The following is a 15021-nucleotide window of genomic DNA, read 5'->3' as shown; positions in this document are numbered from 1 at the left end:
CCGCATCGTAATCATAAAAAAAGAAGGTCCCTCCGCAGTACTGCACGGAGACAACCTTCTCTCTATTCGACATGGTCCAAGCAATTTCCTGCCTGCTTGGCGTTATTGTCCGCTGGCAAGCTTCTGCTGCAGCACGTTGACTGCCTTCAACAGCTGGGTATCGTTCTTCTCATCGCGAATCTTCGCAACGAGCGCCTCCTCCACCTTCTCCGCAGTCGCTTTATCGGCACTGCCGGTAACCGGCAGCTCCGCTTTCTTCTGAAAGGCTTTGACACTCAAGACGGTTTGCTGGCTGTAATACCCGTCTTTGCGATCAATCGTATAGCCCAGTCCCGCGAGCATAATTTGGAGACTGCGCGTATTCTCGTTAATCGTGTCCGGCTGCAAGGTCGCTTCTTTGGACATGCGGGCTACCGTGTAATAATCCGGCGGCAGCACCTCGACGTCCGGCTTCAGCCCTTTCTCGTGAACCCAGTTGCCCAGCGGCGTCAGCCACTTCGCAATGGTCATTTTGACTAAGCTTCCATCGGACATCGCTTTGTCGTAACTGACTTGCACAGTCCCTTTGCCAAAAGAGGTCTCGCCTACCAAAGTAGCATGCGCCTCTTCCTTCAAAGCCCCTGCCAGCACCTCGGATGCGCTCGCGCTGCCTTTATTCATCAGTACGGCGATCGGGTACTTCTTGCCGCTTCCGGCAGACACCGTTTTCTCCCGATGCCCGTCCTTATCCTCTACCTGCACGATCGGCTCGCCCTTCGGCACGAATGGCTGCGCAACCGATACAACAACAGGCAGCACGCCGCCGGGATTGCCCCGCACATCAATGATGAGCGCCTTCATCCCTTGTTTCTCCAGCTTCGCTAGTTCCTCTTCGAACCGTTCGCCGGTATTAAGAGAGAACTGACGAATCTCGATTACGCCAATGCCGCCGTCACGCATGCGCGCATACACCGTTTCATAATCGATATCGTCCCGCACGATGGTAAGCTGCAGCGGCTGCGTCATTCCGGCCCGCTGAATGACCAATTTTACCTTCGAGCCTTTGGGTCCGCGGATTTTGGCTACCGCATCATTCAAGGAGAGGCCGTCCAGTTTCTCGCCGTTGACCGATAGTAAGATATCGTTCGGGAGAACGCCTGCCCGCTCTGCCGGTGAATCCTTGATCGCGGACTCGACGGTGATTTTGCCATCCTTCATCTGAACGCCTGCGCCGATGCCCGTAAACGACCCTTCGATGGACTCAGAGAAATGCTTCGCGACTTCCTTCTTCATATACACCGAATAAGGATCGCCCAGCGCCTCCATCATCCCGTTAACCGCCCCGTCAAGCACCTTCGTCCGATCGACTTCGCGAAAATATTTGTTCTCAATCAAACCGAGTACCGTGTTTAATTTCTGAAGCTCCTTCTCGCTCAGCTCATCATGTCCGGACGATTCCGATGACGCCGCTCTAGCTGTCGTTCCATCGCTCTGAATGGCAATGTAGCGGTCTGCAACCGTCAAGGTTACAAGCGTAGATGCCGCCATTGTGAGCAAGATGAACGCTGCCACTGTTCGTCCTTTGAACTGCACGTCAACACCCCTTCGTGAGCATACCATGCCTATGGTGAGATTGTTTTTCCCCTTACTTCTGACATCTCCCCTAGTATATGACAAGCCGCACCCAATTATTTGCATCTGGGTACGGCATCGTCATGTCAGCATACGAGCCCGCTAGGCTCTGCCCGTTATTTACTTGAGATAAGGCGCGGGATTAACCGCCTCTTGATTCTTGCGTACTTCAAAATGCAAATGGTTCCCCGTGGACATGCCCGTACTTCCGACTTCGGCAATTTTCTGGCCGCGTTTCACGGTTTGCCCCTTCTCCACCTTGATGCCGCCATTGCGAATATGTCCATATACCGTCCATAGTCCGCCGCCATGATCAATGATGACGCAGTTGCCATACTCGCTCCACCACTGCGCGACAATGACCAGACCCGACTCCGCCGCATAGATCGACGTTCCGGCCGGAGCTGCCATGTCCATACCGGCATGAAGTTTCTTTCTTCCGGTTACGGGGTGGGTCCGATACCCAAACGGCGAGGACAGACGCCATTCGGCTTGAAGCGGCATCCCAAGCTTGCCGCCGGTGTAGTACACTTTGATTTTCTTCTTCTTCGACTCCAGGTCGGATACTTTCTTCGCCAGTTTAATCAGCAGCTCCGCTTGCTCTTCGCTGATCTCTTCCAGCTCTTCCGCCTGGCTCTTATATTTCAGGACCATCACTTCTTTTTCTTTCTCTTTATCCTTGAGCAGGTCTGCGAAACCTTCAAGCTTCGCGTACATCTTCTTGACATCGCCCAATGACTTCTCCACTTCGACCTTCTTCTGCGCGATGAGCGCTTTGTCTTTCTTGTGGTCAGCGAGAATATCACGGTCTTGGCTTAAAATCGACTTCAGCGAGTCCATCCGGTCGATAAAATCGCCAAAGCTCGTTGCGCTCAGCATGACATCGATATAGGATACGAATCCATTCGTATACATCAACCGAATGCGCGACTGCAGCAGCTTGTCCCGCGTCTTCAGACGTTTCTCCGCCGCATCGAGGTCTTCCCCGGCTTGCTGCAGCTTCTCTTCCGTCGTTTCCACTTGAGCCTGCACGTTGCTCAGCTGCGTGCTGACTTCACTGATTTGCTGCATGATTTCGTTGACAGACTTCGCTGTCTTCTCTTTCATGGAAAGCACATATTCCTTGTCTTTGTCCGCTTGATTGCGGTTATGAGAAGCGGCGCTCATTTCTTTGCGCACTTTAGCGAGCTCACTGTTGATCTTGTCCAGCTGCGAGGAAGCTTCGCCTTGATAGGGTTGAAATACAAATCCGGCAAATACGATAATGGCTAGAACGGCGAGTCCTTTCTTCACGTTCACGTTCACGTTTCCATTCACCTACACTTTCAAGTACTTTCGCACCGACAAGGTGCTTCCCCAAATACCGATCAAAATGCCAAGACCCATAATCAGGACCGATACATTAAAGCCCGCTTCCTTCAAAGTCACAAGTTTAATCATCATGAGGCCCAGCTCAACCTGGGACACTTCAACCAATCGGGAGTACCCGAGCAGCAGCAGCGTAACCGTGACAACCGAACCCACAATACCAATCAAGGCACCTTCGATAAAGAACGGCCAGCGGATAAAATTATTCGTGGCTCCCACCAGCTTCATAATGCCAATCTCGCGGCGACGCGCCAGAATGGTCATCTTGATCGTGTTGGAGATGAGGAACATCGCGGTTAAGCCAAGTCCCGCTACAATAACGAGTCCGATGTTGCGGACGGCGTTCATTATTTTGAACAGCGTTTCCACGGTGCCTTTCCCGTATTTCACGCTTGTAATCGGCAATGTTTCGTCTGCTTTGCCAATCGCTTCGATCTGTTTCGCGGCAAAAGCGATCTTCTGCGGCTCGAACACCTCTACCGTAAAGGAGTCCGGCAGCGGGTTGTTCGTCTTGTCATAGCCTTCAAGCAGTTCGGCGCCGTCTGCACCGATGCTCTCGCGAAGGGACTCAAGCCCCTTCTCCTTGGATATGAATTCGATCTTGCTAACCTCCGGAATGTTGCCGATGGTATTCTTAAGCTCGTTAATCTTGGCATCATCGGTATTCAGCTGCAAGTAAACCCGAATCTGTACCTGGCTCTCGATCTGGTCCGCCAAATTGTTGACGTTCAATGCCAGCAATAGAAAAGCGCCCAGTATAAAGAGGGAAATGACGATGGAGCTGACGGAGGCAAAAGTCATCCAGCCGTTGCGCACCACGTTCTTCACCCCTTCGCGAAGGTGGCGGATAATGGTGCTAACTTTCATAGCCATACTCTCCTCTCACTTCATCACGCACAATCGTTCCGTTCTCGATGGCGATGACGCGTTTGCGGAGCGTATTCACGATCTCTTTGTTGTGCGTTGCCATGATGATCGTAGTGCCGCGGAAGTTAATCTCTTCGAGCAAATTCATAATGCCCCATGAGGTTTCGGGGTCAAGGTTACCGGTAGGCTCGTCCGCCACGATGACGGCCGGATTGTTGACGATCGCGCGCGCGATGGCGACCCGCTGCTGCTCGCCGCCGGACAGCTGTTGAGGCAAGCTTGCATGTTTACCGCGAAGTCCGACGAGCTCCAGCACTTCCATCGTCCGTTTCTTGATGACTCGGCGCGGCGCTTCGATGACTTCCATCGCAAAGGCGATGTTCTCGTACACGGTCAGTTTCGGCAGCAAGCGATAATCTTGGAAAATAACGCCGATGTTCCGCCGCACATAAGGAATCTTACGGGGCTTTAATTTACCGATGTTAAAGCCATTTACGGATATTTGTCCTTTGGATGGAACTTCCTCGCGATAGATCAATTTCATGAAGGTAGATTTTCCAGCTCCGGAAGGTCCAACCAAGTAAACGAATTCATTACGGTCTATACGAACAGAAACGCCGCGGAGAGCGTGAGTGCCGTCTGCGTACGTCTTCCAAATATCTTGCAATTCGATCACAATATCACATCCTGTAGGTAGTCAGCTTTTAACTATTCGACATGATTACGGTAAATCCTCTACCAAAGTCCTGTTTTCTGCATTTTTCATATTTCTCATGAACCGAATAGCGGAAATCTAGTGCTTCATACCGTATATTTTTCGACAAACGTCCTGCTCGAGGTGGTATCGGCTTGCTTCACCGAAGAGAATTGTACAAACAGTGGCAGAAATGAAGCCCTCGGCGCATATACATGTACGAATACTGGCCCCGAGGTGATAGGAAGCTATGAACACGAAACGGCTGCAGCTAATCTGGATTCTGGCGGGGGCATGCCTGCTGCTCGCGTCTGCCGGATGGGGCGGGTTATGGATGTATGCGTCCCAGCAAACGATTCCGAAGCAAGTACATGTTGTCTTCAAGAAACCAACAGAGGCGAACGAACAGCTGCTGCAGAGCGACGCCGTCATTCCTATCGGTACACTTCGGATCGAGGATGCCAAACAGCTGCTCGCTAAGGGAAAGCAAACGCTCAAACAGCTGGCGATTACAATAAAAGGCGGTACAGGCGAAGGGAAGAAGAAGACGTGGACACTCGAACAGCTCGGCATTGAAGTGGATACGAAGGAAGCCGAGGCGGCCATTGACCGCTTGAGCAGCGGCAATTTGTGGACGAGAACCAAGTATCGGTGGGGATTTCAGCAGGAGCTGGCCATTGGCGTGAGCTTCGATAAAGAGGTGTTCGCGGGGAAAATACGCAGCGCCTGGGGCTGGATGGACGCCGGCGAGCCGGTGAATGCAACGCGCAAAATCACGAGTGGCGACAAGGTCGTCTATACCCCGCACAAGGATGCCTATCGACTCGATACGGATAAAATGTATGCCCATGCTGCAGCTGCGATTGCGAAGGCGGTCGGGAACAATTGGGGCAAGAAGCTCTCTCCCATGACCTGGCCGGTTGAACTTCGCGTCATCCATCCGTCCATAACCTTGCAGCGGTTGAAGGCTGAAGGGGTCGAACGGCTTATTTCTTCCTTTACCACGGAGTTTAGGACGAGCGGCGCGGGCCGTGCTTTCAATGTGACGATGACGGCCAAGACGCTGAGCGGCATGGAGCTCGCTCCCGGAGAAATATTCGATTACAGCAGAATCATTGCCCTGACCAGCAAAAAATACGGCTATCGCCAAGCGCCCGTCATTCTTAACGGCGAGTTCGTTCCGGGCGTCGGCGGCGGGATCTGCCAAGTGTCCAGCACGCTGTACAATGCCGTCCTGTTCGCGGGCCTTGATATGGTGGAGCGGCGCAATCACTCCCTCCCCGTTGCTTATTTGCCGATGGGCCGAGATGCGACCTATGCCGATGATGCGATCAATTTCAAGTTCAAGAACACGACCGGCAAGCATCTCGTCATCGTGACGGAAGTGAAGAATCGCCAGGTGACGGTAAAGATCTTCGGGACCTTACCTAAAAATGTGCAGTACAAAATTGAATCCAAAACCGTGGCCACTGTCGTTCCGCCGGTGAAAGAAGTGCCGTCTGCTTCCATACTGCCCGGCGAGCGCCGCAAGCTTGCATCCGGCAAACCCGGCTACATTGTCGAGACGTTCCGCACGAAGCTGGAGAACGGTGTGCAAGTTTCGCGCAAACGCATCTCCCGAGATACGTATCGGGCACAGCCGGTCGTTTATGCCGTCGCGCCGGAGCAGTCTCACCCGGATAACGGCAAGGATGAAGCGCCTTTGCTTGAGGACGGCGTGGCTCAGTAGTCGCGTTTCAGCGGCTGCCGCAGAAACGCGCGTTAGATAGAGAAGAATCCGGTTAAATGTTGCTTGAATTGCAGCATTTCACTTTCCCGTAGGGTGATTCTGACTAAATGCTGCATGGGATGCAACATTTCCAAGCGAATTGGGGGCTAAGTGAAGAAATGAGCAGCAATTGTTGCATATTTGGCAGCATTTCCTCTGTGAGAGCTTCTTTTCGGCCGAATTGTTGCATAAATAGCAGCATTTCTTGGAGATGTTATATGGCTGCCCTTTGCTCAAAAACAATCGGATGGTTGAGGCACTCGCTGTGCGGTAGTTGATATCTCTCTCGCCTTAGATTCGCCGCTCTCTCGCTAATAAGCGGTATCTGCTACCTCTCCTGAGCCGCAAGCCATCTGCTACCCGCCCGCACCCCCTTCTATCTGCATAGCGAAAAAAAAGGCCGTAATCCCAAGCATACGCTGCTTGAAATTACGGCCCTATTGCTATTTAGCGGCTGCGCTCCGCGTATTCGGTAATCCATTCCGCAGTTGCGGCTAGTTCTTGCTCCGCGCGGGAGATAGCTTCGACTACTTGCGTCTTGGCAGTACCGCCATAGACGTTCCGGGCATTAACCACATTCTCCGGCTGCAGCACCTCGTAGATGCGATCGTCGAACAGCGAAGAGAACTGCTTGAACTCATCCAGCGTGAGATCCAGCAAGTACTTGCCCTGCTGGATGCAGTACAAGACAGTCTTGCCGATGACTTCATGCGCTTGACGGAACGGCAGGCCTTTGCCAACCAGGAAGTCGGCGATATCGGTCGCGTTCGAGAAATCTTGATTAACGGCTTGACGCATCCGGTCCTTGTTCACCTTCATCGTTGCCACCATTGGGGCAAACAATTGCAGTGCGCCTTGCAGCGTGCGGACCGTATCGAACATGCCTTCTTTGTCTTCCTGCATGTCCTTGTTATAAGCAAGCGGAAGTGATTTGAGCACAGTCAGCAGACCAACGAGGTTGCCATAAACGCGACCTGTTTTCCCGCGGACAAGCTCCGGCACATCCGGATTTTTCTTCTGAGGCATAATGCTGCTGCCTGTGCAGAATGCATCGTCAAGCTCAACGAAGTGGAACTCGGTGCTCGACCACAGGATGAACTCTTCGCTTAGGCGCGACAGATGCATCATGATGATGGACGCATGCGACAGGAATTCCAGAATGAAGTCGCGGTCGCTTACCGCATCCAGGCTGTTCTCGTAGACGCGGTCAAACTTCAGCTGACTCGCTACGAAATGGCGATCGATCGGGAACGTCGTCCCTGCCAATGCACCCGCTCCGAGCGGCAGCGTGTTAATCCGCTTGTAGCTGTCCTGCAAACGCTCGATATCGCGGCCGAACATGGATACATAAGCCATCATATGGTGCGCGAACAAGATGGGCTGTGCGCGCTGCAGATGCGTATATCCCGGCAAAATCGTATCGATGTTCGCCGTAGCCTGCTGCACAAGAGCAGCTTGCAGCTTCTGCAGCAGATCAACGAACTCCACAACCCGCTTGCGCAGGTACAAATGCATATCCGTCGCAACTTGATCGTTACGGCTGCGGCCCGTATGCAGCTTACCGCCAACAGGACCCACATCGTCGATCAGCGTCTTCTCGATGTTCATGTGAATATCTTCATCGGCGATGGAGAATTCAATGTCGCCACGCTTGATGCGCTGCAGGACGCGGTGCAGGCCGTCTATGATTTTTTCCACATCGTCCGCAGGCAGAATGCCCTGCTTGCCCAGCATGGTGACATGGGCCAGGCTGCCTTGAATATCTTCTTCCGCAAGCTCTTTATCAAATAAAATGGATGCCGTATATTCCTCTACCAGTTGGTCGGTTTTCTTCGTAAACCGGCCGCCCCATAATTTACTCACACAGGTGCACTCCTTTATCGTTTCGCTTGCCTTACTGCTTCTTGTTCTGCTCCACGCCGGAGGATACTTTCAGACGCAGCGCGTTCAGGCGGATAAAGCCGGTTGCATCGCCTTGGTCATACGCTTTGGACGGATCTGCTTCCATCGTTGCGATATCCGGATTGTACAGGCTGACCGGGCTCTTCACGCCGGCGCCGATTACGTTGCCTTTGTACAGCTTCAGGCGAACAACGCCCGTGACGTTCTTCTGGCTTTCGAGTACGAGCGCTTGCAGCGCCAGACGCTCCGGTGCGAACCAGAAGCCGTTATATACGAGTGATGCATATTTGGAAATAAGGGAATCACGCAAATGCATGACGTCGCGGTCCATCGTGAGCGACTCCATTTTGCGATGCGCAGTGAATAGGATCGTACCGCCCGGTGTCTCATATACGCCGCGGCTCTTCATGCCGACGAAACGGTTCTCCACCATATCCACGCGGCCGATACCGTGCTTGCCGCCAAGCTCATTCAGCTTCTCCATCGCTTGCAGCGGGCTCAGGTTCTCGCCATTAACTGCGATACAATTGCCGGCTTCGAATGTAAGCTCAACGTATTCAGCTTGATCCGGCGCGTCCTCAGGGGACACGGACAAGACGAACATGCCTTTGTTCTCGTCGCTGCTCGGATCGAACCAAGGATCCTCCAGCATGCCGCTCTCAAAGCTGATGTGCAGCAGGTTGCGGTCCATCGAGTACGGCTTAGCCGCAGACGCTTGAACCGGAATGTTGTGCTTTTCAGCATAGGCGATCATTTCAGCACGGCCCGGGAATTGCTCGCGGAACGCTTCAATGCGCCATGGCGCGATTACGGCGATGTCCGGAGCAAGCGCGGCAGCTGTCAGCTCGAAGCGCACTTGGTCGTTGCCTTTGCCTGTTGCGCCGTGAGCAATCGCTGTCGCGCCTTCAGCGCGAGCGATGTCGACCATACGTTTGGCGATCAGCGGACGAGCGATGGAAGTACCCAGCAGGTACTGCCCTTCATAGAGCGCGCCGGATTGGAACATCGGATAGATGAAATCCTCCGCGAACTCGTCGCGCAGATCATCGATGTACACTTTGGAAGCGCCTGTAGCCAACGCTTTTGCTTCCAGACCATCCAGCTCATCCTTTTGTCCGATATCGGCCGTGAACGCGATAATTTCCGCGTCATAGGTTTCTTTGAGCCATTTTAGAATAACGGACGTATCCAGACCGCCCGAGTAAGCCAGCACGATTTTTTCCTTCGCCATGATTGAGTCAACACTCCCTATAGTAAATTAATCTTGTATAAGTCCATCACAGTACGTTCCGTACTACATGATTGCGGCCATGATTGCCTTCTGCGCGTGCAGACGGTTCTCCGCTTGATCGAAAATTATCGATTGTTTGCCATCGATGACGCCTTCGCTTACTTCCTCGCCGCGATGCGCAGGCAGGCAGTGCATGAACAAGTAATCTTTCTTCGCATAGCGAACCAGATCCTCGTTCACTTGATACGCGGCAAAAGCAAGCTCGCGCTCCTTCTGCTCCGCCTCAAAGCCCATGCTCGCCCACACGTCCGTGTAGATGACGTCTGCGTCCGCAATCGCTTCTTTCGGATCACGGCATATATGAATGCGCGAACCGGTTTCAGTTGCGCTCGCTTTCGTCATCGCTACAACGTCAGCATCCGGCTCGTAGCCTTCCGGCGTCGCCACCGAAATATGCATGCCGAGCTTCGCCGCGCCCATCATCAAGGAGTGCACCATGTTGTTGCCATCCCCGATGTACGCCACTTTAAGTCCTTCGAGGCGGCCCTTATGCTCAAGCACCGTTTGATAGTCGCACAGCGCTTGGCACGGGTGGGACAGGTCTGTAAGGCCGTTAATGACCGGCACGGTAGCTGCACGAGCCAGCTCAATGACCGTACGGTGCGCAAAGGTACGGATCATCATGCCGTCCAGGTAACGCGACAGCGTCTGCGCCGTATCGGAGATCGTCTCCCCGCGGCCGATCTGCAGATCGTTACGGCTAAGGAACAAGGCATGACCGCCGAGCTGGTACATCCCGACTTCAAAGGAAACACGCGTACGCGTGGAAGACTTCTCAAAAATCATGCCGAGGGTTTTGCCCTTCAGCGGGTGATAAATTTCGCCGGCTTTCTGCTTTCCCTTCAGTTCGATCGCCAGATCGATCAGGTAACGCACTTCCGCGGGCGTATAGTCAGCCAAGCCGATAAAATCACGGCCTTTGAGGCCGATTGCTATTTCTTCCGTCAACAATTGAGACATGTGGGTGGTTCTCCCTTCTTTCTACAGCTGCGCTGGAGCCGTTTGATCCGCGAAAATCGAGGTCAGAATGCTCACCGCTTGATCTATTTCTTCACGCGAAACGAGTAGGCTAGGCAGCAAACGGACAACGTCCGGACCTGCCGTAACAACGAGCAAACCACGCTTCTGGCCTTCTGCGATGATGTTCGCGACCGGACCGCTGCATACGATGCCGATCATGAGTCCCTTGCCGCGGATGTCCTTCACGAAAGGATTGCCCGCAAGTTTCTCGCGAAGTTGTCCTACGAGGTACTCGCCGCTCTCAGCCGCACGCTCCGGTGCTTTCTCGCTGATGATCGTCTCCACCGTCGCTTTCACGACAGCCGTAGCAATCGGAGTGCCGCCGAACGTCGAGCCATGGCTGCCTGCCGTGAATGCTTCGATCAGCTCGCCTTTGGCCAGCGTAGCGCCGACAGGGAAACCGCTCCCCAGACCTTTTGCCAATGTAAAGATATCCGGCTCGATCCCGTAGTGTTCAAATGCAAACAGCTTACCGGTACGACCCATGCCTGTTTGAATCTCATCTATGATCAGGAGCAAACCGCGCTCCTTGCAAAGCTTAGCCAAATGCTGCACGAACGCAGGCTCTACCGGAATGACGCCGCCCTCGGCTTGGATCATTTCGATCATAATGGCAGCCGTCTTATCCGTAATTGCCGCTTCAAGCGCTTCGATATCATGCAGCGGGATGTAGCGGAACCCTTCCGGAAGAGGGCCGAAGCCTTCTTTCACTTTCTCTTGGCCCGTTGCCGTCAACGTCGCAAGCGTTCTGCCGTGGAAGGATTGGGCGAACGTAATGATTTCGTAGCGACCGTTGCCCTTCACTTTCTGATGGTAACGGCGGGCAAGCTTAATTGCCGCTTCATTGGCTTCCGCGCCGGAGTTGCAGAAGAACACCGCTTCCGCATGGCTGTTATCCGTCAGCAGCTTCGCTGCCGCTTCTTGATTCGGAATGTGAAACAGATTGGATACATGCCACAGCTCATCGAGCTGCTTCACAAGCGCTTCTTTCACTTGCTTCGGTGCATGACCCAGATTCGTTACGGCCAGGCCGCACATGAAATCCAAGTATTTGTTCCCTTTGTCATCCCAGAGCCAGCTGCCTTCACCCTTCACAAGTGAAATCGGATATCTTGCATACGTCGGAAAAAGCGAGCTGCCGGCTGCTTCAGTACCTTTGTTGATATCGCTCATCATTCGTTCACCCCACTAATAATTAAGATTGTATAATTCTTGTTCCGATGCCGCCTTCGAGAACGGCCTTGCTGAGTACGCCGGGTACGTCGCCATTCACGATGACGACTTCCTTCACGCGTCCTTGAATGCAGGCGATCGCTGCGCGAACCTTCGGAATCATGCCTCCGTAAATTTCGCCGCTCGCAATCATCTCTTCGATTTCTTCCACTGTTGCAGTAGGGAGCACTTGCTTCTCTCCGTCTACCGTTTTCAAAATACCGGGTACATCCGTTACCACGATCATCTGCTCTACACCTAGATGTGATGCAACCGCACCTGCAGCTGTATCTGCATTGATGTTGTAGCGTTGTCCTGCCGCGTCGATCCCGATCGGCGCGATTACGGGAATGTAGCCCATCCCCATGACGCCTTCGATGATCGCTGCATTCACATCCGTTACATCGCCGACAAAGCCGATCTCGTCAGCGTTCGCCACTGGCTGAGCCGTGATGAGCTCGCCGTCCACGCCGGAGAGGCCAAGCGCTTTCGCGCCGCTTTGACCGATGCGGCGCACGATCTCTTTGTTGATCCGTCCTGCCAGCACCATTTCCACCACGTCGAGCACTTCGTCGCTTGTTTTGCGCAAGCCGTTCACGAACTCGCTCGCGATTCCCAGCTTGCCGAGCGTTTCCGAGATAGCCGGGCCGCCGCCATGCACGATGACCGCTTTAACGCCGCGCTCCTGCAAACTCCTCAAATCTTCGAAAAAAGAAGCCGGAAGCGCCGCAAGCGTGCTGCCCCCGCATTTCATCACAAACCGCTGTTCCATAGGTTTCGTCCGTTCCCTTCGTTCCCGAAATCCTCTTGCTATGTGCGATATGCCGCGTTGATACGGACATAATCATAAGTCAGGTCACAACCCCAAGCCGTTGCCACGCCTTCACCCATATGCAGATCCACATGAATGACGACCGTATCGCCCTTCAGATAAACAAGTGCCGCTTCTTCGTCAAAAGCAATCGGCCGCGACTGAGTAAGCGTCACGATATCGCCCAGTGCGATGTCGACGGTCTCCGGATTCACAGGCACGCCTGCGCGTCCGACAGCCGCAATAATACGGCCCCAGTTGGCGTCTGCGCCGAATACGGCGGACTTCACGAGCGAAGAGCCGATAACGGTCTTCGCGATCGCTTGCGCCGCATCGTTCGATTCCGCTCCGCGCACTTGCACCTCAACGAGCTTCGTTGCGCCTTCACCGTCACGCGCGATCGCTTTGGCAAGCACCTCGCATACATAACGCAGTCCATCCGCGAACGCCGCATAATCATGGTGACCCGCGTGTAGCTCTTCGTTGCCCGCAAAACCGCTTGCCATCGCAACCAGCATGTCGTTCGTGCTGGTATCGCCGTCAACCGTAATCATGTTAAACGTTACGTCTGTTACTTGGCGCAGCAGCGTTTGTAACGCTTCGCTTCCGATCTCCGCATCTGTTGTCACGAAACCAAGCATCGTCGCCATGTTCGGATGAATCATCCCGCTTCCCTTCGATGCGCCGGCGATATGTACAACCTTGCCGTCAACGGTAACGGAAACGCAGACTTCCTTCTTTACGAGATCCGTCGTCAGGATCGCTTGGCAGAAATCATCTGCCGCTTCATAGGAAGCTGCCAGTCGTGCGGGCAGCTCCGCAATTCCGCCGCGTACGCGGTCCATCTTCAGCAACTCGCCGATGACGCCGGTAGAAGCTACCGCAACCTGCTCGGCAGGTACGCCGATCGCTTCAGCGAATGCGCTGCGCATTTCATAGGCATCCGCATCGCCCTGCTTGCCTGTGCACGCATTTGCGTTGCCGCTGTTCACGATGACCGCGCGCAGCTTGCCGCCGGCACCGATACTCTCGCGCGTCACCTGAATCGGCGCTGCCTGAAACACGTTCGTCGTGTACACGCCCGCCGCCGCAGCAGGCACTTCGCATACGATAGCGCCAAGGTCATGGCGCGTCGTCTTCTTCAAGCCGCAATGCAAACCGCCGGCTTTAAAGCCTTTAGGTGTCGTAACGGAGCCTTCCGGCACGACGATATAGGTTGGTGATGTGTTCCCCTGTCCCATTGTTCAATCGCGTCTCCTTTATTGAATGATTGCGGAGTCGACCAGCGGTCGCCTCCCTTCTTACGGGTACATCGGAACGAAGTTAAGGCCCAGCGTCTCGTCCCAGCCCATCATCAAATTCAAGTTTTGAATGGCCTGCCCGGCAGCGCCTTTCACGAGATTATCAATAACCGACACAATCGTTATGCGCCCTGTTCGCTCATCAACGGAGAAGCCGATATCGCAGTAGTTGGAGCCGGATACTTCTTTGGTTGCCGGCCATGTGCCGTTCTTGCGAATACGCACAAACTTACGACCTTCATAATAATTGCTGTATAACGAGATGAAGTCCTCAACGGTGTGACCGTCCTTAACGGTCGCATAGATCGTGCTCATAATACCGCGCGTCATCGGTACCAAGTGGGTCGTGAATGTCGTCAATACTTTCTCGCCCGCAATATCCGACAGCACTTGCTCAATCTCCGGAATATGCTGATGCTTATTGATCTTGTAAGCTCTGAAGTTCTCATTGATCTCCGGATAGTGGTTACCTACACTTGTACCGCGGCCTGCGCCGGAAACGCCGGATTTCGCATCTATAATAATGGTGGAATGATCGATATAACCTTCTTGTACCGCGGGAATCAATCCCAGCAGCGCAGAGGTCGGGAAACAGCCCGGATTGGAGATCAGATCGACGCCGCGTACAGCATCGCCATACACTTCGCATAAACCGTAAACCGCCTGGTCCAAGTACTGCTGCTCCGCAGGCTCCTTCTTATACCAAGTCTCGTACTCACTGCGAGATTTAAGCCGGTGGTCGCCGGAAATATCAATAACCTTCAGCCCTTCCGCCAGAAGCGAAGGGATTAGTCGGGCTGCAATGCCCGGTGGAGTTGCTATAAATACAACCTCAGCTTTGCTTCGTATCAAAGCCGGATCAACGTCATCAAGAATATCTGTGCAAATTTCGGTCAAATGCGGGAATCCTTCCGCAATCGGCGCACCTGCGCTCGACGATGAAATGACAGAAGTCACTTCTACTTGCGGATGGTGGGCCAGAAGCCTGATAAGCTCAACGCCGCCGTACCCTGTTGATCCGATAATCGCTGCTTTCACTGCTTTACTCATGTCCGTTCTCTCCCATCCATATCCTTCCTAGCTATCCATTGTACACGAACAGGGGGATAGAGGAAATAGCTAACACTTTGTATTATTATACATACGTATTCATAATAATTCAACGTAAAAAAAGCG

General features: G+C 53.6%; 12 protein-coding genes. 1 reads left to right on the top strand and 11 read right to left on the bottom strand.

Annotated elements, in window-relative coordinates; genetic code table 11:
- Window positions 1–102 precede the first annotated feature (102 nt).
- From BM412_RS28355 to ftsE, 4 genes are all read right to left on the bottom strand, one after another.
- On the bottom strand, window positions 103–1572 hold the full coding sequence (locus BM412_RS28355) for a S41 family peptidase (protein WP_091225044.1): 1470 nt from the start codon (window positions 1570–1572) through the stop codon (window positions 103–105).
- A 159-nt stretch (window positions 1573–1731) separates the two neighbouring features.
- Window positions 1732–2916, bottom strand: coding sequence for a murein hydrolase activator EnvC family protein (locus BM412_RS28350; protein WP_371264865.1), 1185 nt, complete (start codon window positions 2914–2916; stop codon window positions 1732–1734).
- 12 nt (window positions 2917–2928) lie between these two features.
- The gene (ftsX, locus tag BM412_RS28345; protein WP_091225043.1) at window positions 2929–3846 is read right to left on the bottom strand and encodes a permease-like cell division protein FtsX; all 918 of its coding nucleotides are present in this window, start codon (window positions 3844–3846) and stop codon (window positions 2929–2931) included.
- Window positions 3836–4522 carry a cell division ATP-binding protein FtsE gene (ftsE, locus tag BM412_RS28340; protein ID WP_091225042.1) on the bottom strand — a complete coding sequence of 229 codons (687 nt, stop codon included), beginning with the start codon at window positions 4520–4522 and terminating at the stop codon, window positions 3836–3838. The genes ftsX and ftsE overlap by 11 nt, the downstream gene beginning before the upstream one ends.
- 268 nt (window positions 4523–4790) lie before the next feature.
- Here ftsE and BM412_RS28335 point away from each other — a divergent pair, with 268 nt between their 5' ends.
- On the top strand, window positions 4791–6269 hold the full coding sequence (locus BM412_RS28335) for a VanW family protein (protein WP_091225041.1): 1479 nt from the start codon (window positions 4791–4793) through the stop codon (window positions 6267–6269).
- 486 nt (window positions 6270–6755) lie between these two features.
- On the opposite strand, the gene argH is transcribed toward BM412_RS28335, so the two are convergent.
- From argH to argC, 7 genes are all read right to left on the bottom strand, one after another.
- On the bottom strand, window positions 6756–8171 hold the full coding sequence (gene argH / locus BM412_RS28330; protein WP_091225040.1) for an argininosuccinate lyase: 1416 nt from the start codon (window positions 8169–8171) through the stop codon (window positions 6756–6758).
- 31 nt (window positions 8172–8202) lie between these two features.
- A complete protein-coding gene (locus BM412_RS28325; protein WP_091225039.1) occupies window positions 8203–9441 on the bottom strand; it encodes an argininosuccinate synthase in 1239 nt (412 codons plus the stop codon).
- A 63-nt stretch (window positions 9442–9504) separates the two neighbouring features.
- The gene (gene argF / locus BM412_RS28320) at window positions 9505–10461 is read right to left on the bottom strand and encodes an ornithine carbamoyltransferase (protein WP_091225038.1); all 957 of its coding nucleotides are present in this window, start codon (window positions 10459–10461) and stop codon (window positions 9505–9507) included.
- A 21-nt stretch (window positions 10462–10482) separates the two neighbouring features.
- Entirely contained in the window at window positions 10483–11694 is a 1212-nt protein-coding gene (locus BM412_RS28315; protein ID WP_177246136.1) for an acetylornithine transaminase, read from the bottom strand.
- Window positions 11695–11716: 22 nt separating this feature from the next.
- Window positions 11717–12505, bottom strand: coding sequence for an acetylglutamate kinase (gene argB / locus BM412_RS28310; RefSeq protein WP_091225036.1), 789 nt, complete (start codon window positions 12503–12505; stop codon window positions 11717–11719).
- A gap of 38 nt (window positions 12506–12543) precedes the next feature.
- A complete protein-coding gene (gene argJ / locus BM412_RS28305; RefSeq protein ID WP_091225035.1) occupies window positions 12544–13785 on the bottom strand; it encodes a bifunctional ornithine acetyltransferase/N-acetylglutamate synthase in 1242 nt (413 codons plus the stop codon).
- A 60-nt stretch (window positions 13786–13845) separates the two neighbouring features.
- Window positions 13846–14895, bottom strand: coding sequence for an N-acetyl-gamma-glutamyl-phosphate reductase (gene argC / locus BM412_RS28300; RefSeq protein ID WP_091225034.1), 1050 nt, complete (start codon window positions 14893–14895; stop codon window positions 13846–13848).
- Between the last annotated feature and the right edge of the window lie 126 nt (window positions 14896–15021).

It is taken from the genome of Paenibacillus sp. BC26 (assembly GCF_900116125.1).
GTDB classification, from domain to species: domain Bacteria; phylum Bacillota; class Bacilli; order Paenibacillales; family Paenibacillaceae; genus Paenibacillus_Z; species Paenibacillus_Z lignilyticus.
This window is presented reverse-complemented; position numbering and strand designations above follow the sequence as displayed.